The following is a 21087-nucleotide window of genomic DNA, read 5'->3' as shown; positions in this document are numbered from 1 at the left end:
CCCGCCGATACGATGAGGCGATGAGCCGCTTCCCCGCCTCCGTCTACGGCATCGGCGAGGAGCCGGACCCCCGATTCTCGCTCGCGAACGAACGGACGTTCCTGGCCTGGACACGCACGGCCCTCGCGCTGATCGCGGGCGGCGTCGCGCTCGAGGTCCTCGGCCTCGATCTGCATCCCGGGTTCCGACTCGCGGCCTCTCTGCTGCTCATGGTCACCGGCACGGTGGTGGCACCGCTGGCCTGGTGGGAGTGGATGCGTGCGGAGCGTGCCCTCCGCCGCTCGCGTCCTCTTCCCGGCGCCTTCTCCGCGGTGGTGCTGGCACTCGTCGTGGTGACCGTCGGGCTGCTCGTCCTCGCCGGCGTGCTGTGGCGCTGACCGGGCAAAGGGCATGATGCGGCGCGCGGCAGAACCCGATCGGCTGTACGACCCAGGGCTGCAGCCGGAGCGCACCGAACTGGCCTGGCGACGCACGGCGCTCGCGATCGCGATCGGCTCCCTGTTGTCGCTGCGGGTCTTCCCGCTCTTGCTGCCGGACGGGCTCGCTGCCTGGGGCGTCGTCCCCGGGGTGATCGGCGTCGGCACGGCCTGCCTGCTCTGGATCGTGGCACGGCGACGGCAGCGGCGCACGACAGCGGTGTTGACGAGCCGGGTGTCCGGCGTGCTGCCCGGCGGTGCGCTGCTGCTCGTGCTCACGGTGTTCGGAACGGGCTTCGGAGCCGTCGCCCTGCTGCTCGTCGCGGTGACGCAGCTGTCCCGATGACGAGGCGGGCACGCGCCGCAACGGCCGACGACGGCGCCCCCGAGGACGCCGGCGTCGGCCGCGCTCGGTCGGCGCCGGTCAGTCGGCGACGGCCAGCACCGCTCGACCCACCTCCCGCAGCACGGTCGCATCGTGCGGTGAGCGCGCGCCGGGGAGGTAGCGGACGCGCCGCAGCTCGCCGCCCCGGAACGGATACGAGCGGTGCTGGGCGTGCAGCTCCCAGTCGACGGGACCGCCGAAGTCGTAGCCGACGCTGATGCCGGTGAACGGCGACATCCCGATCAGCATCGGCACGCCGTCGATCCGGGCGCCCTGGACGCCGTCGACGTCGACGGTCAGGTTCCACCGCAGATCGGGCAGCTCGTCCACGCTGACCACGATGCGATGCGCGCCGACCGTCAGCGCCTCGCCGCGGGCGCGGTGCATCCGCCCGTAGGCGTTGTAGACGAGCAGCGGCGCGCCGTGGTCGATCGCGAGCAGATAGCCCCCGCCCTGGTCGCCGTGCGCGACGATCACACCCGCGGAGTCCGCAGCGGTCTCGATGTCGACCTCGATCGCGAAGGAGCGCAGCACGGTGAGCTTGGCAGAGCGGAACCTCTCCAGCGGCGGTCGGAACGGGACGAGGTCGACCGGAGCGGACAGCGGCTCCTCGGTGTCGGGGCGCAGGCGGAACAGCGCTCCCTGATCGTCGAGGGGAACACGGTGTTCCGCCAGGCCTCCTCGTGCCAGCGGGCGGCCAGCGCGGTGACCACCTCCGGGTGCGCATGTGCGAGGTCCACCGTCTCGGTCGGGTCCGCGGCGAGGTTGTACAGCTCCCACACCCCGCCTTCCGGGCCGTCGTCCCGCGTCGGCGGCACGGTCGAGAGCGCCTTCCACGGGCCGTCCACGAGCGCGCGCCGGCCCACGCATTCGAAGTACTGCGCTTCGCGGCCGTCCGCTGCGGCGTCGGCCAGCACCTCGACGATGCTGCCGCCGTCCATGTCGAGCGCCGACCGTCCGTGCCGTTCCTCGAGCGCGGGCACCCCGCACAGCTCCAGCACGGTGGGCGCGAGGTCGGACACGAACACGAACTGCTCCCGCAGCCCGCCGGGCATCGGGGCGTCCGGCCAGGAGATGACCAGGGGCGCATGCACCCCTCCCTCGTAGGTCGTGGCCTTGAAGGAGCGGAACGGCGTGTTCGAGACCCGCGCCCAGCCGGTCGGATACTGGCCGAACAGTCGCGGGCCGCCGATGTCGTCCACGTCGCGGGGCACGTCCGTGACCCAGCCGGCCGGCATGCCGCCGTGACTGCCGAACTGCGCGAAGTAGCTGCGCGTCCCGGTCGGGCCGCCCTCGGCCGTGCCGCCGTTGTCGCTCGCGATGATCACGATCGTGTTGTCGCGCTCCCCGCTGCGGTCGAGGCGCTCGAGCAGGCGCCCGACGCTCTGGTCGATCTCGTCCACGGCGGCCGCGTAGACCTCCATGTGTCGCGCGAACAGGCGTCGATCCTCCTCGGGGAGGTCGTCCCAGGCGGGGATGGCGTCACCGTCGGCGAGCGCCTCGGCTGGCAGCTCCGCGTGGGGCGGGACGATGCCACGCTCCTGCTGTCGGGCGAAGCGCTCCTCCCGCATCCGGTTCCACCCCGCCTCGTAGCGGCCGCGGTACTTCTCGATGTCGACGTCCTTCGCCTGGATCGGGCCGTGCACCGACGTGTGGGCGTAGTAGAGGAAGAACGGCTTGTCCGGCTCGTTCACGCGGAGGTCGTCGATCATGCCGATCGCGCGATCGGTGAGCTCGTCCGTCAGGAAGAACCCGTCCGGGTACTCGCGCACGTCGACGACGGAGTTGTCCTGCACGAGCCGATGCGGGTGGTGCAGCGAGGTGAAGCCGTCCATGCTGCCGAAGTACCTGTCGAATCCGCGCTGCAGGGGCCAGGTGCTGCGGTCGGCGCCGTCGTGCAGCCGCGACTCCAGGGTGAGGTGCCACTTGCCGACCATGAAGGTCGCATAGCCCCCTGCCCGCAGCGACTCGGCGAGGGTGGGCGCCGCCTCGGGGAGCTCGCAGCTGAACCCGGGGTAGCCGGGATCGATGTGCGCGACGAAGCCGAAGCCCGCCCGGTGCGGGTTGAGGCCCGTGAGCAGCGCCGCCCTGGCCGGGGAGCACATGGGCGCGGTGCGGTAGTTGGTGAACACCCAGCCGTCGTCCGCGAGGCCGTCGATGTGCGGTGTGTCGATCTCGCTGCCGAACGGACCGAGATCGCTGAACCCCAGGTCGTCGATGAGCATCACGATCACGTTGGGCGCCCCGGAACGCGCGCGTCGCGGCTCGGGCCACCACGGCTCGGACTCCGAGGTGAACTCCCCGCCACCCCCTCGAACCGCTCGTAGCCGCGGGCGCCGGTCGACCCCGACATCAGCCGGCCTTCCTGATCAGCTCGAAGATGCGGGTGCGCAGCTCGGCGAACACGGGCAATGCCCTGGTGGTGAGCTGGTCGCGCGGTGCGCCGAAGTCGATCTCGATGATCTCGGTGACCTTCGCCGGGCGCTCCCCCAGCACCACGACGCGGTCGGAGAGATACACGGCCTCGTCGATGTCGTGCGTCACGATCACGATCGTCATCCCGAACTGCTCGCGGATGCGCAGGCACAGGTCTTCGAGCTCGAAGCGGGTCTGCGCGTCGACCGAGGCGAAGGGTTCGTCCATCACCAGCACCTCCGGCCGGTAGGCGATGGCGCGTGCGATCGCGACGCGCTGCTGCATGCCTCCGGAGAGCTGCCACGGGAACTTCGACTCCGCTCCGGAGAGGCCGACCGCGACGAGCGCAGCGGTGATCCGCTCCTCGCGCTCGGCTGCGGGCAGGTGCAGGTGCTTGAGGGGCAGTCGCACGTTCTTCTCGACCGTGAGCCACGGCATCAGCGAACGCGTGTACTCCTGGAAGACCAGTGCCATCTCCTCGGGTGGTCCGTCGATCACGGCGCCGTCGATCGCCGCGGTGCCGGCGGTCGTGCTCTGCAGGCCGGTGAGGCACTTCAACAGCGTGGTCTTGCCGATGCCGGAGGGGCCGACGATGCAGCAGACCTCTCCGACGTGCACGTCGAACGTGAGGTCGGCGATCACGGGGATGAGTCCCGCCTTCGTCTGGTACGACTTCGCGAGCCCCTGCACGCTCAAGCGCACGGGGGCGTGTCCGGTGATGGTGGTCATGCGTTCTTCTCCTGTTGCTGGGAGGCGATGTACCAGCGCAGCACACGGCGCCGGACGAGGGTGAACACGGCGGTGGCCGCGTAGCCGATGATCCCGAGGACGAGGATGCCCGCCCACATGTCGGGGATCGCGAAGGACTGCTGGGCGAGCAGGGTCGCCGCTCCGAGGCCGGTGGAGGAGCCGAGCATCTCGCTCGCGATCATCACGACGAACGCGGTGATCAGGCTGACCTGCATCCCGGAGAGGATGCGTGGACTCGCGGCGGGCAGCATCACCGAGAACAGCCGTTCGGGCCCGTTCAGCCGGTAGACGCGACTCACCATCTCGAGGGTCGGCTCGCCCGCGCGCACCCCGTCGATGGTCGAGATCAGGATCGGGAAGACGGCGGCGAGGGTGATCGAGAGGATGCGCGTCTCGGTGCCGAAGCCGATCAGCGACACGAAGATCGGCACGAGCGCGACGGGAGGGATCGCACGGAAGAAGTGCACGGTCGGCTCGACGAACCAGCTCAGCGGACGGATGAGGCCTAGCACCAGCCCCAGCAGCACGCCGATCACGGTCGCCAGGAGGAAGGACACGACGAGGTTTCCCACCGAGGACGCGATGTCGAGCAGGAACGCGGGGGTCTGCAGCAGCTGCCACAGCCGCTGCAGGATGACCTGGAGCGGCGGGAAGAAGGCGTTCGTGGAGGCCGCGGAGGCGTACCACCACAGCGCGAGCAGCAGCGCGGGCACCGCGATCTCGGCGCCGACGAGCACACCGCGAGGGAGCGCACCCTGCCTCCCCTGCGGGCGAGGCGCGTACGGGTCTGGATCGAGGAGGTGAGGGTCATCAGACCACCTGCTTCCGGTATTGCGGATGCCAGTGCAGCAGTCGGCGCTCGCCCCACTGGCTGAGTCCTTGGACGAGCAGCCCGAGCGTGCCGAGGATGAGGACGTACGCGAAGAGCTGGGCCTGGTTGCCCGAGATCTGCGACAGCAGGAGGCTCTGACCGAGCCCCGGTCCGCCACCGAGGAGTCCGGCGACCACCGCGACGACGAGCGAGGTGGGTGCGGCGACGCGGATGGCGGTGCCGATGTAGGGCAGGGCGCTGGGCAGCACGATGCGTCCGAGGATCTCGGTGCGCCCCATTCCGTAGGAGCGACCCGTCGCCCGTGCGACGGGGTCGGTGTCGAACACTCCGGCCGAGGCCTGCACGGCGATCGCGATGAAGCACCCGAAGAACACGAGGAAGATCCCCATGCCCTGCGTCGGCCCCATCACGAGCACCACGATGGGCAGGATGACGATCGGCGGGATGGGCTTGAGGAACTCCAGGGGCACGCGGGTCGCATGCATCGCGAGCGGTGAGGTCCCGATCGCGACGCCGAGCGCGACCCCGATCACGACCGCGAGCACGAGTCCGATCACCGCCATCGTGAGGGTGTCGCCGATCGCGGTCCAGGTGGTCGCGGTGCCGAGCAGGTTCACGGCCTCGCCGAGCGCTGCGGTGGCCGCGGGCAACGGCGATGCGGCGAGCGGCCCGGTGGTGGCCGACCACTCCCACAGCGCCAGCGCTGATACGACACCGGCGGCGCCGATGAGCGGCGGAAGGAGCGTGGACCGTGTCATGGCGATCACTCGGCGGCGAGGACGACGCCCTCGAGGTCGACGGGTGTGGGGAGGAACCCGAGGGCGACGAGCTTGTCATCGACGCGCTCGAGATCCACGGGGGCGACCTCCGCCGGCCAGAACGGCAGCTTCACGTCGTCGACGCCGAGGGTCGATCCCGTGGCGTCGATCCCGGCCTGGATGGCCTCTTCCGGGTGCTCGTTGGCGTAGGCGTTGCTCTTGGCGACGGCGCGCTGGAAGGCCGCGATCGCGTCGCCCTTCGCGCTGATCGTGCCGTCTCCGGCGGTCCAGAGGCCGACCGCACCCTCCTCGAAGAAGTCGACAGACGGCGCTGAGACGAACACGGCGCCTGCGGCGTCCGCCTCGCCCGTGAACGGGCTGACCAGACCGGCCGCGTCGACTGTTCCGCTCGTGAGCGCGGCCACGGCCGAGGTGAAGTCGAGCACGACCCACTCGACCGAACCGGGGTCGATCCCCTCGCGGTCGAGGGCGTCGGAGATGACGACCTCCAGCTGCGCCTTGCGGGCGGGGATGGCGATGGTGGCGCCCTCCAGGTCGGCGACCGAGGTGATGCCGCTGGCGGCGGATGCATAGAGCCCGGTGTCGTCGACCGCGGCGGGGTCCTCGGCTTCGGCGGCGCCGTCGACGTAGCCGTCGGCCGGTGCGATGACGGTGAGGGGAACCCCGCTCGAGAGCGCGTTGAGCAGGGGGATGCTCGGGGCGTAGGCGACGTCGACCTGGCCGCTCTGCGCTGCGGCGAGGCCCGCGGGCGGGTTCGCGACCACCGACGTCTCGAGGACGATCCCCTCGTCTTCGAAGAAGCCCTGCTCCTGTCCCACCAGCAGAGCGCCGTCGGAGATGAGCCCGATCGTCGCGACCTTGAGCGTCGTCATCTCGCCGGCGTCACCGGTCGAGGACGAACCGGGAGCCGCGGTGCAGGCCGCGAGCGCGAGCACGCCCGCCGTCACGACGACCCCGGTTGCCCGACGTGCGAGTCTTTTGACGTTCATGAGAACTCCTCTTCGAGATAGTCACCGGCTGGTGATTTTAAAGATCGTACTCGTGCCTAATGCAGCATTGATTACGATCGCGTTACATTAGTCACCGGTTGGTGACTAAAAACAGCAAATGGACAATCGTGGAGACGAGAGTCGTGACTGCGAGGGAGGGACCCGATGCCGAAGATCGTCGACCATGACGAGCGCCGCACCCACATCGCCGATGCGGCGACGCAGGTGATCATCCGGGTGGGGTTCGACAACCTCACCATGCGCGAGATCGCCACGGAGGCGGGCTATGCACACGGCGCGATCGCCCGGTATTTCCCCGACAAGCGGAGCGTCCTCACGGCAGCCTTCCTTCGCCTGTACACGCTGGCCAACGATCGCATCCATGCCCGCATCGAAGGAGTGCGCGGCTTGGAGGCCCTGGAGCGGATCTGCCGGGAGATCCTCCCCTACAGCCCGAACGGCCCCCTCTACGCCAAGGTCGTGATCGCGTTCTGGGACCACGCCTCCCAAGACGACGAGGTCACCAGGATCCACCGCGTCAACAACCTGCACTGGCGGGATCTGTTCCGGCAGTGCCTGATCGAGGCGCGGGATGACGGCGAACTCGCCGATCACATCCAGATCGACACCGCGGTCAACGAGATCGCGTCCCGCAACGCCGGCTGGCAGATGATCTCGGTGCTGATGCCGGACTCGGCCGGCGACGGGCGACTCGACGACGCACTGGACGCCCTGCTGTCGACGCTCCGTCGCCCTGCCCCCTCGCCGCACCGCTGACCGCATCTCGTCCGCGCCTCAGCTGTCGAGCACGAACCGTGCGCCGCGTTCGCCGATCATCGCGGCCGGCGCGTTGGTGTTGCCGGTGGGCACGGTCGGCATGATCGATGCGTCGATCACACGGAGGTTCTTCACCCCGTTGACGCGCAGCTCGGGATCGACCACGGCCGCGGCGTCCGTCCCCATCCGGCAGGTGCCGACCTGGTGGTGGTAGGTGATGGCCGTGCGGCGGACCCAGTCCTCGACCCCGGCATCCGACACCTCAGGGCCGGGATAGACCTCGACGGCGCCCCATTCCTCGGCGAGGGCAGGACGCGCACCGATCCGCCGGCACTGCCGCACCGACGCGGCGAGCGAAGCCACGTCGCGGTCGTCTTCGAGAGCTGCCAGGTCGATGGCGGGAAGGTCGGCGAGCCCCGGCCCGGTGAGTCGGAGCGCACCCCGGCTGCGCGGTGTGACGAGACCGGCCATGAGCGTGAACCCGTCGTCGCCGCGCGGTTCCAATTCGCCCCACATCGGCACGGAGAAATGGATCGGCTGCGTGTCGGGCTCGGAGAGGTCGTCGCGACTGCGCCAGAAGAGGTGCGTCTGCGTCACCGAGACTCCCGGCTGCGGGGGTCCGACCGGGCGCCGCGTGGCGAAGATCACCGGAGACAGGAGGTGGTCGTGGAGGTTCTGCCCGACCCCGGGGAATCGTGCACCACCGGGATCCCGAGGGCGTCGAGGTCGGCTGCGGGGCCGATACCGGAACGGAGGAGGATCACGGGCGAACCGATGGCACCGGCCGAGAGGATCACCTCGTCGGCGAAGACCTCCTCCGCCGCGCTCCCCTCCCCCAACCGCACACCGACCGCCGCACCGTCGCGGACGATGACCGAGTGCACCTCGCGTGCGGTGACGATCGTCAGCGCCTCCGCGACCGGCTTCGCATACGCGGTCCAGGTGTTGACCCGTCGGCCGTCGCGCATGGTCACCTGCTCCTGCGAGACTCCGTCGAGGGTGCCCCCGTTGTAGTTCGGGTTGTGCGGCAGGCCCTCCTGCACGGCGGCATCGATGATGGACGCCTGGATGGGCGAGAGCGCGTAGTCGTCGGTCACCGGGAGCAGATCGTTCTCGATCGCGTCGTACACGGGCTCGACATCGGCCCAGCCCCAGCCCGGCGCCCCGTCGCGCGCCCAGGCGTCGTAGTCGGACGCCGCACCGCGCACCCAGATCATGGCGTTCAGCGCGTGCGACCCGCCGGTGACCTTCCCTCGGGGCAGGTGCAGACGACGGTCGCCTGCGTGCTTCTGCGGAACGGTGAAGTAGTCCCAGTCCTCCGCGGAGTGCCAGAGCTCGCCGGCGCGGGAGGGGTCATGGATCGCGGGGTTCGTGTCGTGACCGCCTGCTTCGATGAGGGTCACCGCGACCCCGGCGTCGGCCAGCCGTCGCGCGACGATCGCTCCCGAGGTTCCTGCTCCGACGACGATGGCAGAGCGCACGGGTCAGCCCTTCCGGCCGGGGCCGGAGACGACCTGCGAGACGGCGACGGACTTGAGGCCCTCGACGCCGAACTCCAGCCCGTAGCCCGAACTCTTCACCCCGCCGAACGGCACCATCGGGTGCAGTCCGCCGTGCGAGTTGATCCATACGGTTCCCGACTGCATCCGCCCGGCGGCGTCACGTGCCGCCTCGGGGTCGCTCGACCAGACCGAGGCGCCGAGGCCGACATCCAACCCGTTGGCCCAGTCGAAGGCCTCGTCGACGTCGCTGTAACGGATCACCGGCAGCGCGGGGCCGAACTGCTCCTCCTGGACCAGCGCCGCGTCGTTGTCGATGTCGGCGACGATGGTCGGACGGTAGAAGAGCTCCCCGAGTTCGGGCGCCGACTCGCCACCCGTGACGACGCGTGCACCACGAGCCTTCGCGTCGTCGACAAGGCGGCTGACGATGTCGAACTGGGCGCGGTTCTGCAGCGGTCCCAGGACGTTGTTCTCGTCGAGGCCGTTGCCCATCGGGACCGACGCGGCGATCGCCGCCAGCGCATCGACGACCTCGTCGTACACGGAGTCGTGCACGTACAGCCGCTTCATCGCCGCACAGGTCTGGCCGGTGTTGATGAACGCGCCCCAGAAGAGGTCTTCCGCGATCACGGAGGGATCGGTGCCCGGAAGCACGATCCCGGCGTCGTTGCCGCCGAGCTCGAGCGTCAGCCGGGCGAGATTGCCGGCCGAGCTCTCGATGATGCGGCGCCCCGTCGCTGTGGAACCCGTGAACATGATCTTGTCGATGTCGGGGTGCGACGCGAGTCGAGCGCCGACCTCACGGTCGCCGGAGACGCCGATCAGGACGTCGGGGGGCAGGACCTCGTTCATCACGGCGATCATCGCGAGCACGCTCAGCGGGGTGTATTCGCTCGGCTTCGCGACGACGGTGTTGCCCATGCGCAGCGAGGGCCCGATCTGCCAGATGCTGATCATGAGGGGCCAGTTCCACGGACCGATCGCCCCGACGACGCCCGCCGCCTTGTACACGAGCTCCGCATGCAGCGTCTCGTCGTCGACCAGCACCTGCGGCTCGAGCACGGTCGTGGCGTTGGTGCGCAGCCACGCGGAGCAGGCCCCGAGCTCGAAGCGGGCGTTCGGACCGTTCAGCGGCTTCCCCTGCTCGCGCGAGAGCAGATACGCGAGGCCTTCGGCGTTCGCGTCGATGGCGTCGGCGGCGGCGAGGAGCACCGCGCTCCGCTTCTCGTGACCGAGCGCTTCCCAGGCCGGCTGTGCGGCCTTCGCCCGGGCGATCGCGTCGTCGAGGTCCTCGACAGCGGCCACGGGCGCACGGCCGATGACCTCGCGTGTCGCCGCATCCGGAATGTCCCGGCCTGCGCCTTCCGGGGCCTGGATGCGGTCGAGCAGCGCGGCGGCTGCAGAAGCGGCGGAATCGGACATCAGGGACTCTCCTTCGAGCGTGGCGCGGGCCAGCGACGGTGCAGAAGCTGGTCGTCCTCTCATTCTCGGACCCCGATCGCCGCCGCACTTGTCGCGGAGCGCGCCGCAGATGTCCGAGTGCGAAGGATGCCCCGGCCTGCGGGCGCTGCGACCCGGTCAGCCCTTCGCGTAGTCCTCGAAGATCAGGGTGGTCCGCGTCGAGCGGATCGACGGGATCGCCTGGATGTCCTCCAGCACGATGCGCCGCAGATCCCGCGCGTCGTTGGCGCGCACCAGCAGGATCACGTCGAAGTCGCCGCCGACGATCTTCGAAGCGGATTCCTCGACCTCATCCAAAGAATCGATAGCACTTAGTTTTCACCACTCGGGCAACGACTAGATGGCATGGCCTGCTGAACGACTACTGGTCGACACTTATCAGTCAACAGCGATCACTCAGTCTCTCTGATTCGGCATCAATCCCCCAAAGTGCCAGCGAGTTATGTTGCATATTAAAGTAAAGCGGCGCGACTACGCCGCGCCGTCGCAGAGCTGGACGAGTCGAGCCTCGAATATTGGAAGCCTCGCTGCGATAAACGTCTCAAGCTTGGCGTTCGCATAGTCGTAATCGCCAGGCAGCGGGATCAAGTTGCTGGCGAACACCGCGTCGGCCTCGTTCCCGAGGTCTGCGATCAACTTCGGCAGGTAGACCGATGGGTCCGCGTCAGACACCAGGTTGTTTTCCGACGCCGACAGCATCGCAAAGTTGAGCAGTCGACTTCGCTCGATCTTGGGGTCGAGCTTCCGCAAGAAGGCCTCCGGGAAAATATGATGGAACTGCTTCTTGTTATATACGGATAGGGCGTCCGCTGTATCGATCGGACTCGCATTTGTGAGGTTCTTCGGATGCTGCTTCGCCAGCGCCAGCGTGAACGCGCGAGACCGCGAGTTGTTCTTTCTGAATACGGCGTTCCGTAGCTCTGTCCCAGATGGAGGGTTTCCGAAGTCAGACGCCACCGCGCCGACTCCTCGGGCGACAAATTGCTCGACAACACTGAGGTCCTTTGTTACGAAGGCATCATTCGTACCCCTATATCGCTCAGAGAATGAAGTTCTCCAGAACCACTGGCGGAGTCGCTTCATCTGGTTCGCGTTGAGAGTGCGGTGCTTCGCAAACACATGTGTCAGGATCAGCAAGTGAGCTTCGTACGGCAAGAAGTCCAGGCTGTAGATACGGAACTCTGTCAACAGCTGATCGACCGCACGCAGTATCGCTTTGGTGGTCTTCTGGACAAGCTTGTTGATCTGCTTTGGATCGGGGCTCAGCTTCCGAAGTCCAATTACGCGTTCCCGGCTGACCGAGTCGTATTGAACAGCCGCCAGGCACTTGAGGACAGTGTTTCCGCGGATATCGCCGTAGTTCTTGGGCTGCAGGGCCACCGTGATCTCGTCAACTTTATCGTTCAGGTCGAATCCGTCTGACCATGTAGCAGCAACCATCAAGTCGAAGATCGAGAGTGGAGTTCCCGAGCTGTTGATCCGCTCGAATATCGGACCCACTTCTTCCAGGCTGAGATCGCGAAGGGTTACAACCGGGATCTGGTAGCCAGTAAGGACGTTAACGAGCGCATCGAATCGCGTTTGGAGCTCTGAGGCGTCAGCCAGATCCTGAATGCGAGTTCTGAAGTTCAGCAGCGGCGTGGTCTGGTACAGCCAACGGAGAGGGAACTGGTGCGCCGCCGTTTCAGTCTCGGACAACACAACGAACTCTTGCGACCGCAAGTCGAATGCAGCCTTAAACCCAGGATCGGCATCTTCCGCACCGAAAACTGAATATAGCACTGTCACACGCTGCTGCCCGTCGAGCACGTACTCAGTAGGGCTCAGGTCATCAACTGAAGGCAGTTGAAAGAGACCAAGGTCGCGTTCGGTCTTCAGCCTGTCAGGCGTCCGCCACAGCAAAAGACTCCCGATTGGATAATTGCGGCGCAGGCTGTCCAGGAGGGCGAGGGCTTGGTCCTCAGTCCAAACGAAAGGGCGCTGGAACTTGGGGACCTTCATCTCTCCAGCCCGAATCTTCGCGTTCAGATCGCGAATGTAGGGCGTATTCGTGGAAAGTCGGTTGCCGGTAGTGACCATCCGCTGAATGTATCGCATCCGCCCGATTCATCCCCGGCGACCTGAGGGTGTATCAATAACTTCCCCTGTTGTCGGTGCGGGTGGGGCCACCGCGAGCGTGCTCGGCGACGTGGTGGATCTCGCACCACGCCGCGGGAACGTAGCGTCCCGGGGTGAGGCACTCCCGGTGGCGGACGGCGATCGCCCGGCGTTGGAGCACCGTGAAGATGCGCTCGCTCGTGCTGATGTCGACGATCCGCCCCACCCGGTCGAACAGTACCCACTGCACGCCGCAGGCGCATGCGGTGTGCACCCCGGTGCGGGTCGAGACGAGAGCATCGATCCCCTCGACGTGCCTATCCGCGGCCGTAAGCGTAGTCGTCGGCCGTCACCGAGACGACCAGGGTCGGGGCGGCACCGCCGAGGCGCGGCGCGTCATCGTGTCGGGCGGCGATCCCCAGGACGGCGGCAGAAGTCGACCGCGGATCGGAATCACGCCGTCCCTCGCCCGGCCGATCACGACTCCTCTGGCACGCATCGCGATGTCCTCCGACGGTTCCGCCCATCCGGGGCGAGGTATCGCACGACCGCCTAGGCGAGGATCCGCAGGCCCTCCGACGTCGCTGCCGCATCACGGTCCGCCGCACCCGCGGTATACACACCCCGCTCGAGGTCCCGGTCCGGTGGCTATTCCCCGAACGACAGTCCGCGCGCATACGCCGCTAACTCCACATCGGCTTAAAGTCGATCCGCAGTTCCTATGCGGGGACCGCCCTGTTCGAGAGGTCCACCGCTGCGAGCAATCCTCCGATGCCTACCGCACCGTCCACCAGAGCCGTGCGCAGGGCGGGCCATCGCGCCGGAAACCGGGCGCTGGTCATCAGCGCGTCGTCTCGCCGCACAGCCTTCTCGGCCTTCACCACCCGTGACGCCCCGGCCGCGTTCGTCCGCAGCATCCGCTGCAGCAACTCGTTCATCCTCCGGCATCCGAATCGCACGCAGAACGCCCGATCTCTCTCCCCCCCCCCCCTCGCCGGACGGGCATCCACCGACGCGACCGTCTCGACGATCACCGCATCCAGCCGTCGGCGGACGGCGCCCGCCTTTCGCGGGACCGCCATCTTCACATCGTCATTAGGCTCCGCGATCGCTTCGGAGCGCAGCATCGCCTCCAGGTCGGCGACGACCCGACTGAGCACATCCGTGGTTTTTTCATACTCCGAGTCAACTCGGGACATCCGACATTCGTGGGCTGAAAAACACAGGTCGAGGCATAATTTCGGAATGCGCGAATGGGCCAAGCTGGCCTCCGCAGGCCGGGAGGAATCACCATCTCCACAGCCCTCGGCGATCCCGCATCCGGATATGCGCGAACGTCGGTCGCCCCCTTCAGCCTGTCCCTACCCACAGCCGAGCAGACACCTACGGCCACCTCATCGAGGACGCCGAAGACCCGGCCCTTTACGAAGGGAACACCCGTAAATGCCGCGGCGGATCGCCTCCCGCACCTCGCAACACAACATGCCCCCTCTAGGCGGCCCTGGTATGCCTGCGACACGTTCAGCCCTTCGCGTAGTCCTCGAAGATCAGGGTGGTCCGCGTCGAGCGGATCGACGGGATCGCCTGGATGTCCTCCAGCACGATGCGCCGCAGATCTCGCGCGTCGTTGGCGCGCACCAGCAGGATCACGTCGAAGTCGCCGCCGACGAGCGCCATGTGCTCGATCTCGGGGATCGCCCGCAGTCGTGCGCTCACCTCCTGCCACGTCGCCTGCTCGATGGCGAGGGTGACGTGTGCGCTCGCGTGGTGTCCGAGCAGCACGGGATCGGTCCTGACCGTGTAGCCCGTGATCACGCCGGCCTCGGTGAGGCGCTTGATGCGCGCGTGTGCACCGGCCCTCGAGATGTGCACGGCATCGGCGATCGCCGTCATCGACGAACGGGCGTCGCGACGCAGCTCCTCGAGAATCGCACGATCCGTCTCATCGATGGCGACCATGTCGACCTCTCTGCTCGGGAAGAATTACTGACACTTCGATCAAGAATGCCTCAATCCTCGCCCTTTCATCCACGATTCGGCAATTGATCTTGGATGACTGTCGCGCCTCGGGGCATGCTTTCCCCATCGAGTTCGGCAAGGAGGACGAACGCATGCTGCACACCGACATGCTTCCGCGAGACACCGCGGTGCGACTGATCGACGAGAACGGGGCGACGGTCGCGGATGACCGATACGCGCTTCCCGACGCCGACACCCTCCTGGCCGCCTATCGCGGTCTCGTCGAGGGCAGGCGGATCAACGATCAGGCCGGCGCTCTCGTCCGCCAGGGCCGACTGGCCGTGTACCCCTCGTCGCACGGGCAGGAAGCATGCCAGGTCGGGGCTGCGATGGTCCTGGGCGCTGGCGACTGGCTGTTCCCGACCTACCGCGACTCGGTCGCCGTGATCGCCCGCGGAGTCGAGCCCGCAGACGCGATGGTGCTCCTCAAGGGCGACTGGCACTCGGGGTACGACGTCCGTGCGCACCGGGTCGCTCCGCAGGCGACCCCGCTCGCCACCCAGCTGCTCCACGCGGTCGGTTTCGCGCACGCCGCGAAGCGCCGCGGCGAAGACACCGTCGTGCTCGCCCTCTGCGGCGACGGCGCCACCAGCGAAGGCGACTTCCACGAAGCGTTGAACTTCGCCGCCGTCTTCCACGTCCCCGTCGTGTTCTTCGTGCAGAACAACGAGTTCGCGATCTCCGTGCCGCTGTCCCGCCAGAGCGCCGCTCCGTCCCTCGCCCACAAGGCGATCGGTTACGGGATGCCGGGCGAGCGCGTCGACGGCAACGATGTGGCCGCCGTGCTCGCGGTCCTCGGCGGAGCGGTCGAGCGCGCCCGCACCGGCGGCGGCCCGTCTCTCGTCGAGGCGCACACGTACCGGATGCAGGCGCACACGAATGCCGACGACGACACGCGTTACCGCGAGCGCGAGGAGGTGCAGGCGTGGATCGCGCGCGATCCGCTGCGCCGCCTGCGAGCGCATCTCTCCTCGACGGGAGCTCTCGACGCCGACGCCGAAGAGCGCTTCGCGAACGGCGCGGAGGAGATCGCCGCCGCGATGCGCACCGCGCTCAACACCGATGCCGACCTCGACCCCGAAGACCTGTTCCGATTCGTGACGACGCACCGCTCACCCCAGCTCGAGGAGCAGTGGCACCTGCTGCGCGAGGAGATCGAGCGGTCGCGACTCGACGACGCGGCGACGGCTCCGAACGGAGGACACCGATGACCATCGCACAGAACGCCGCCGGCACCACGCACGACGCCACCACCGACGGCGGCGCCGTGGACCATGCCGGCACAGTGACGACGATGACCATGGCCGGAGCGCTGAACACGGCGCTCGCGGACGCGATCGAGTCGGACCCGGATGTGATCGTCTTCGGCGAGGACGTCGGGGCGCTCGGTGGAGTCTTCCGCATCACCGACGGCCTCACGGCGCGCTTCGGCGAGGAACGCTGCTTCGACACCCCTCTCGCGGAGTCCGGCATCGTCGGCACCGCCGTCGGCATGGCCATGAACGGCATGCGACCCGTGATCGAGATGCAGTTCGACGCTTTCGCCCTGCCCGCCTTCGAGCAGGTCGTCAGCCACGTCGCCAAACTCGGCAACCGGACCCGCGGGGGCATGCGGATGCCGCTGGTGATCCGCATCCCCTTCGGCGGCGGCATCGGCGGAGTCGAGCACCACTGCGACTCCTCCGAGGCGTACTACGCGCACACCCCTGGCCTGACGGTGGTCAGCCCGTCCACCCCGCAGGATGCGTACTCCCTGCTGCGTGCCGCGATCGCCTCCCCCGACCCCGTGATCTTCCTCGAACCGAAGAAGCTGTATTGGATGAAGGGCGAGGTCGACACGTCGATCACCGCCGAACTCGGCACCGCACGCGTCGCCCGGGCGGGCACCGACGTGACTCTCCTCGCGTACGGCGCCTCGGTACCCCTCGCTCTCGAGGTCGCTGAGGTCGCCGCCGCGGAGGGGCGCAGCGTCCAGGTCGTCGATGTCCGCTCGCTCTCGCCGTTCGACGACGCGACCGTGACGGCGGCGGTGAAGTCGACCGGTCGCGCCGTGGTGGTCGCCGAAGCACCGGGCTATGTGAGCGTCGCCTCCGAGATCCAGGCGCGCGTGTTCGAGCGGTGCTTCGAATACCTCGCGGCCCCCGTGCGCAGGGTCACCGGGTTCGACACGCCCTACGCCCCTCCGAAGTTCGAGCACTGGTACCTGCCCGACGTCGACCGTGTGCTCGACGCGATCGACACGCTGCACTGGGATGAGGACGCATGAGCACGCCCCTGAAACCACGCACCCGCACGCAGGTGTTCCGGCTCCCCGACCTCGGCGAGGGACTGACCGAGGCAGGTCTCGTGCAGTGGCTCGTCGCCGTCGGCGACACGATCACCACCGACCAGCCCATCGCCGAGGTCGAGACCGCGAAGAGCGTCGTGGAGCTGCCATCGCCCTTCGCCGGCGTCGTCACCGCTCTGCATGGCACAGCCGGCGACACGATCGACGTCGGAGCACCCGTGCTCGAAGTCGCCGACCCCGACGCCTCTGACGGCCCAGACGACGAAGCCGCTGCGGTCATGCCGGATCCGGACGCCGCGAGCACCGATGCCGGGACGCCCGACGGCACCGAGCACGAGGCCTACCGCCAGGAGGAACGCGCGGGCTCCGGCAACGTGCTGATCGGTTACGGCACCACCGCACGCACGACGAAGGGGCGTCGCCGCCCGCCCGCACGCGCGACCGCTGCGGCAGCTGCACCCGCACCCGCGGCTGTCACGCCCGCGGAAGCCGCTCCGGCCGTGACTCCCGATCGCCGCCCGATCGCCGTGCGCTCTCCGCTCGTGCGGCGCCTCGCTCGGGATCTGGGCCTCGACGTCCACTCGATCAGTGCGACCGGCGCCGATGGAGCGATCACGCGCGCCGACGTGCTGCGCGCCGCGGTCGAGAACGCGGTCGACGGCGTCGCCGCGCACCAGCGGGTCGACGGCCCCGCAGGCGTGCACACCGACACCGACGCGGCGACCGGCTCGAGGGAGAACGTCGACGGCCTCACGGTGACCTCCCGCGAACGCCTGTCGCCGCTGCGGCGTGCCGTGAGCGCGAAGCTCTCCCGCAGCCGCTCCGAGATCCCGGAGGCGACGGTCTGGGTCGACGTCGATGCCACGGCGTTCTGGGAGCTGCGCGCGCAGATGGCCCCGGAGGGAGGAAAGGCCCCGTCCGTGACGGCTCTCCTCGCGCGGTTCGTTCTGCTCGCCCTCGCCGAATACCCCGTCCTCGCCTCTCGCCTCAGCGAGACAGCCGAGGAGCTGATCTCCTTCGACGGGGTGAACCTGGGCATCGCCGCCGACACCGAGCGCGGGTTGCTGGTTCCCGTCATCCCCGACGCACACACCTTGACCATCGAGCAGCTCGATGCCGCGCTGCGCGAGGTCGCCGCGACCGCCAGGGCGGGCACGATGCCACCGGAGCGTCTGCGGGGATCGACGTTCACCCTGAACAACTACGGCGGTCTGGGTGTCGACGGGTCGGCCGCGATCATCAATCATCCCGACGTCGCGATCCTCGGCATCGGCCGGATCATCGAGCGGCCGTGGGTCGTCGACGGCGCGATCGTCCCCGGCGCATCGCCCAGTTGTCGCTCGCGTTCGACCACCGGGTGTGCGACGGCGGGTACGCGGCGGGATTCCTGCGGCGCGTGACCGCGCTCATCGAGCATCCGCTGCGCGCCTTCGTCAAGGTATGACGCGGGTGCCGCATCGCAGCGCCGTGCGCGACCATGGGATGATTACTATACGATCGGTCAGTAAATCGGGACCGGACGGACGCCGGACGGGCCCCCACCGAGACGACGCAGTCAGGAGATCCGCATGACCGAGGCATACCTCGTCGGAGGAGCGCGCACCCCGGTCGGGCGCTACGGAGGCGCCCTCGCGTCCATCCGTCCCGACGACCTCGCGGCGGTCGTCGTCGCCGAGGCCGTGCGGCGGGCGGGCATCGATGCCGGAGACGTCGAGATCGACGAGGTGATCCTCGGTGCGGCCAACCAGGCAGGCGAAGACAACCGCAACGTCGCCAGGATGGCCGTGCTGCTCGCCGGGCTCCCCGACAGCGTGCCCGGCATCACGGTGAACCGGCTGTGCGCCTCCGGGATGTCGGCCGTTGCCATGGCGGCGCAGGCGATCCGCGCCGGCGATGCCGACCTCATCGTCGCCGGGGGCGTCGAGTCCATGACCCGTGCGCCCTGGGTGCAGGCCAAACCCGAGAAGGCCTGGGCCAAGCCCGGCGCGGCGTTCGACACGTCGATCGGATGGCGCTTCCCGAATCCCCGTCTCGTCGCCCGCGACAAGGCGACCTTCTCGATGCCGGAGACGGCGGAAGAGGTCGCCAGGATCGACGGGATCACCCGCGAGGAGGCCGATGCCTTCGCGCTCCGGTCGCAACAGCGCGCGGCCGCGGCGATCGCAGCCGGACGCTTCGACGCCGAGATCGTCGGCGTCCAGGTCGGCGCCGACGAGGTGCGGGTCGACGAGGGTCCGCGACCCGCGACGACGCCCGAGGCGCTCGCGCGTCTGCGACCCGTGGTGGCCGGTGGTCGGGTCGTGACGGCCGGCAACTCGAGCGCGCTCAACGACGGCGCGTCGGCGATCGTGGTGGCGAGCGCCGCCGCGGTCGAGCGCCACGGCCTCGTGCCCCGCGCCCGCATCGTCGTCGGCACCAGCGTGGGTCTCGCGCCGGAGGTCATGGGCCTCGGCCCCGTCCCCGCCACGCAGAAGGCCCTCCGCCGCTCCGGACTCTCGGTCGACGATCTGGGTTCGGTCGAGCTCAACGAGGCCTTCGCCACGCAGTCGATCGCGTGCATCCGGCGGCTCGGCCTCGACGAGGAGCGTGTCAACGCCGACGGCGGGGCGATCGCGCTCGGACATCCGCTCGGTTCGTCCGGATCCCGACTCCTCATCACTCTGCTCGGTCGCATGGAGCGCGAGGGCTCCCGTCACGGACTCGCCACGATGTGCGTCGGCGTCGGCCAGGGTGCAGCCATGATCCTGGAGCGGGTGTGATGCACACGCAACCGGATGCCGATGCTCCCCTGCTCGTCGAGCGGCACACTCACCATGTGATCGCCACGCTCAACCGCCCGCACAGACGCAACGCGATCGATCAGGCGACCATCGACGCGCTCCACATCCTCTGCGCCGAACTCGAGGAAGCCCCGAAGACGCTGGTCCTCGCCGGTGCGGACGGGGTGTTCGCCGCCGGGGCCGACATCGCCGAACTCCGCGAACGACGAGCGCCCGATGCGCTGCGCGGCATCAACACGAACGCCTTCGTGCGACTCTCCGAGCTGCCGATGCCCGTGATCGCCGCGGTCGACGGCTATGCGCTCGGCGGCGGCGCCGAACTCGCCTACGCCGCAGACATCCGCATCGCGACACCCACGCTCGCGATCGGCAACCCGGAGACGGGCCTCGGGATCATCGCCGCCGCCGGTGCGAGCTGGCGTCTGAAGGAGATCGTCGGCGATGCCAGGGCGATCGAGCTGCTCCTCACCGGACGCACGGTGCGGGCCGAGGAGGCCCTGCGCATCGGCCTCGTCTCGGCGATCCACGACAGCGGCGACCTCCTCGCCGCGGCCGAGGCCATCGCCGCCCGGATCGCCCGCAACGATCCCGCCGCGACCATCGCCACCAAGAGCGTCTTCCGCGCCCCGCGCGACCACCACCCCGCCGCCGACCTCGAGGCACAGGCCGTGCTCTTCGAGAGCCCGGAGAAGTTCCGGCGGATGACCGATTTCCTGGAGCGGAGAGACCGATGACCGCGAGCAGTCCCCCGGCCCCGCACGCGTCGGGGTACTCGGCGGCGGGCGCATGGGAACCGGCATCGCCCATGCGTTCCTGTTGGCAGGATCCCGCGTCAGCGTCGTCGAGCGCGACGCGGATTCCGCCGATACCGCCGCCGCGCGGGTACGGGAGTCCCTCGACGCCTCTATCCTCCGCGGCACGGCGGGCGAGCCGATCGACGCCTACCTCGCCCGCTTCGACACCGGCACGGATATGGCGCTGCTCGCACGATGCGATCTCGTGGTCGAGGCGGTCCCCGAGGACATCGCGCTCAAGACCGAGGCGCTCACCCGCGTCGAGGCGCAGCTCGGACCGGACGCGGTTCTCGCCTCGAACACCTCGTCCATCTCGATCGATGAGCTCGCCGCGGTGCTGGAGCGGCCGTCGCGCTTCGTGGGGATGCACTTCTTCAACCCCGTGCCGGCGTCCACCCTCGTCGAGATCGTGCGCGGGGCGGCGACCGCTCCCCGGTCGTCGAGTCGGTGCGCGGGTGGGTGCAGGCGCTCGGCAAGACGCCCATCGTGGTGGCGGATGCTCCCGGCTTCGCGTCGTCGCGGCTCGGGGTCGCGCTCGGCCTCGAGGCGATCCGCATGCTCGAGGAGGGCATCGCCTCGGCCGAAGACATCGACACCGCCATGACGCTGGGCTACAAGCACCCGGTGGGGCCGCTCCGCCTCACAGACATCGTGGGGCTCGATGTGCGCCTCGGCATCGCCGAGTACCTCGCAGCGCACCTCGGCGAGCGCTTCGACCCCCGGCCCTGCTGCGTCGTCTCGTCGCCGAGGGCCACCTCGGGCGGAAGACGGGCCGCGGCTTCTACGAATGGGACGCCTCATGAA

The 21087-nt window shown here is 68.8% G+C and carries 19 protein-coding genes and 3 pseudogenes; 9 read left to right on the top strand and 13 right to left on the bottom strand.

Features of this window, described 5'->3' with window-relative positions:
- Window positions 1-20 precede the first annotated feature (20 nt).
- Both K1X59_RS06360 and K1X59_RS06355 read left to right on the top strand, forming a co-directional pair.
- Window positions 21-377, top strand: coding sequence for a YidH family protein (locus K1X59_RS06360; protein WP_183152204.1), 357 nt, complete (start codon window positions 21-23; stop codon window positions 375-377).
- Window positions 378-390: 13 nt separating this feature from the next.
- On the top strand, window positions 391-762 hold the full coding sequence (locus K1X59_RS06355) for a DUF202 domain-containing protein (protein WP_244632454.1): 372 nt from the start codon (window positions 391-393) through the stop codon (window positions 760-762).
- Between the two features lie 78 nt (window positions 763-840).
- On the opposite strand, the gene K1X59_RS06350 is transcribed toward K1X59_RS06355, so the two are convergent.
- The 6 genes from K1X59_RS06350 to K1X59_RS06325 all read right to left on the bottom strand — a co-directional run bounded on the left by K1X59_RS06350 (window position 841) and on the right by K1X59_RS06325 (window position 6566).
- The gene (locus K1X59_RS06350) at window positions 841-1335 is read right to left on the bottom strand and encodes a hypothetical protein (protein WP_220174048.1); all 495 of its coding nucleotides are present in this window, start codon (window positions 1333-1335) and stop codon (window positions 841-843) included.
- Window positions 1275-3026 carry an arylsulfatase gene (locus tag K1X59_RS06345; protein WP_220174047.1) on the bottom strand — a complete coding sequence of 584 codons (1752 nt, stop codon included), beginning with the start codon at window positions 3024-3026 and terminating at the stop codon, window positions 1275-1277. Before K1X59_RS06345 ends, K1X59_RS06350 begins: the two co-directional genes overlap by 61 nt.
- Before the next feature lie 127 nt (window positions 3027-3153).
- The gene (locus K1X59_RS06340) at window positions 3154-3945 is read right to left on the bottom strand and encodes an ABC transporter ATP-binding protein (RefSeq protein ID WP_183152202.1); all 792 of its coding nucleotides are present in this window, start codon (window positions 3943-3945) and stop codon (window positions 3154-3156) included.
- Window positions 3942-4703 carry an ABC transporter permease gene (locus tag K1X59_RS06335; RefSeq protein WP_244632453.1) on the bottom strand — a complete coding sequence of 254 codons (762 nt, stop codon included), beginning with the start codon at window positions 4701-4703 and terminating at the stop codon, window positions 3942-3944. The genes K1X59_RS06340 and K1X59_RS06335 overlap by 4 nt, the downstream gene beginning before the upstream one ends.
- Before the next feature lie 73 nt (window positions 4704-4776).
- Window positions 4777-5556, bottom strand: a complete 780-nt coding sequence (locus K1X59_RS06330) for an ABC transporter permease (RefSeq protein ID WP_183152201.1) — start codon at window positions 5554-5556, stop codon at window positions 4777-4779.
- 5 nt (window positions 5557-5561) lie between these two features.
- On the bottom strand, window positions 5562-6566 hold the full coding sequence (locus K1X59_RS06325) for an ABC transporter substrate-binding protein (RefSeq protein WP_183152200.1): 1005 nt from the start codon (window positions 6564-6566) through the stop codon (window positions 5562-5564).
- Window positions 6567-6731: 165 nt separating this feature from the next.
- Between K1X59_RS06325 and K1X59_RS06320 the strand changes: the two genes are divergently transcribed.
- Window positions 6732-7343, top strand: a complete 612-nt coding sequence (locus tag K1X59_RS06320; protein ID WP_183152199.1) for a TetR/AcrR family transcriptional regulator — start codon at window positions 6732-6734, stop codon at window positions 7341-7343.
- An 18-nt stretch (window positions 7344-7361) separates the two neighbouring features.
- On the opposite strand, the pseudogene K1X59_RS06315 reads toward K1X59_RS06320, so the two are convergent.
- From K1X59_RS06315 to K1X59_RS06285, 7 genes and pseudogenes are all read right to left on the bottom strand, one after another.
- A pseudogene (locus K1X59_RS06315) lies at window positions 7362-8824 on the bottom strand (GMC family oxidoreductase).
- Between the two features lie 3 nt (window positions 8825-8827).
- The gene (locus K1X59_RS06310) at window positions 8828-10267 is read right to left on the bottom strand and encodes an aldehyde dehydrogenase family protein (protein WP_258567121.1); all 1440 of its coding nucleotides are present in this window, start codon (window positions 10265-10267) and stop codon (window positions 8828-8830) included.
- Between the two features lie 156 nt (window positions 10268-10423).
- Window positions 10424-10603: an Lrp/AsnC ligand binding domain-containing protein gene (locus K1X59_RS06305; protein WP_244632452.1), complete on the bottom strand. Its 180-nt coding sequence runs from the start codon at window positions 10601-10603 to the stop codon at window positions 10424-10426.
- Between the two features lie 174 nt (window positions 10604-10777).
- Entirely contained in the window at window positions 10778-12385 is a 1608-nt protein-coding gene (locus K1X59_RS06300) for a DUF262 domain-containing protein (protein WP_210274247.1), read from the bottom strand.
- Window positions 12386-12437: 52 nt separating this feature from the next.
- Window positions 12438-12653, bottom strand: a complete 216-nt coding sequence (locus tag K1X59_RS06295) for an HNH endonuclease (RefSeq protein WP_183152196.1) — start codon at window positions 12651-12653, stop codon at window positions 12438-12440.
- Between the two features lie 469 nt (window positions 12654-13122).
- On the bottom strand, window positions 13123-13665 hold the full coding sequence (locus K1X59_RS06290; RefSeq protein ID WP_183152195.1) for a hypothetical protein: 543 nt from the start codon (window positions 13663-13665) through the stop codon (window positions 13123-13125).
- Window positions 13666-13924: 259 nt separating this feature from the next.
- Complete coding sequence (locus K1X59_RS06285) at window positions 13925-14362, bottom strand: Lrp/AsnC family transcriptional regulator (RefSeq protein WP_183152194.1); 438 nt, start codon at window positions 14360-14362, stop codon at window positions 13925-13927.
- Window positions 14363-14514: 152 nt separating this feature from the next.
- Between K1X59_RS06285 and K1X59_RS06280 the strand changes: the two genes are divergently transcribed.
- The 6 genes and pseudogenes from K1X59_RS06280 (at window position 14515) to K1X59_RS06255 (ending at window position 21086) form a co-directional block, all read left to right on the top strand.
- Window positions 14515-15633, top strand: a complete 1119-nt coding sequence (locus K1X59_RS06280) for a thiamine pyrophosphate-dependent enzyme (RefSeq protein WP_220174046.1) — start codon at window positions 14515-14517, stop codon at window positions 15631-15633.
- Window positions 15630-16688 carry an alpha-ketoacid dehydrogenase subunit beta gene (locus K1X59_RS06275; RefSeq protein WP_396652575.1) on the top strand — a complete coding sequence of 353 codons (1059 nt, stop codon included), beginning with the start codon at window positions 15630-15632 and terminating at the stop codon, window positions 16686-16688. Before K1X59_RS06280 ends, K1X59_RS06275 begins: the two co-directional genes overlap by 4 nt.
- A pseudogene (locus K1X59_RS06270) lies at window positions 16685-18153 on the top strand (dihydrolipoamide acetyltransferase family protein). The gene K1X59_RS06275 and the pseudogene K1X59_RS06270 overlap by 4 nt, the downstream one beginning before the upstream one ends.
- A 124-nt stretch (window positions 18154-18277) precedes the next feature.
- Window positions 18278-19468 carry an acetyl-CoA C-acyltransferase gene (locus tag K1X59_RS06265; protein ID WP_183152192.1) on the top strand — a complete coding sequence of 397 codons (1191 nt, stop codon included), beginning with the start codon at window positions 18278-18280 and terminating at the stop codon, window positions 19466-19468.
- Entirely contained in the window at window positions 19468-20223 is a 756-nt protein-coding gene (locus K1X59_RS06260) for an enoyl-CoA hydratase/isomerase family protein (RefSeq protein ID WP_220174190.1), read from the top strand. Before K1X59_RS06265 ends, K1X59_RS06260 begins: the two co-directional genes overlap by 1 nt.
- A gap of 52 nt (window positions 20224-20275) precedes the next feature.
- Window positions 20276-21086: pseudogene (locus tag K1X59_RS06255) on the top strand (3-hydroxyacyl-CoA dehydrogenase family protein).
- Window position 21087 lies beyond the last annotated feature (1 nt).

Source organism: Microbacterium sp. Se5.02b (assembly GCF_019464375.1).
GTDB lineage: Bacteria > Actinomycetota > Actinomycetes > Actinomycetales > Microbacteriaceae > Microbacterium.
The sequence above is the reverse complement of the archived record's forward strand: the minus strand, read 5'-3'. Positions and strand labels throughout refer to the sequence as shown.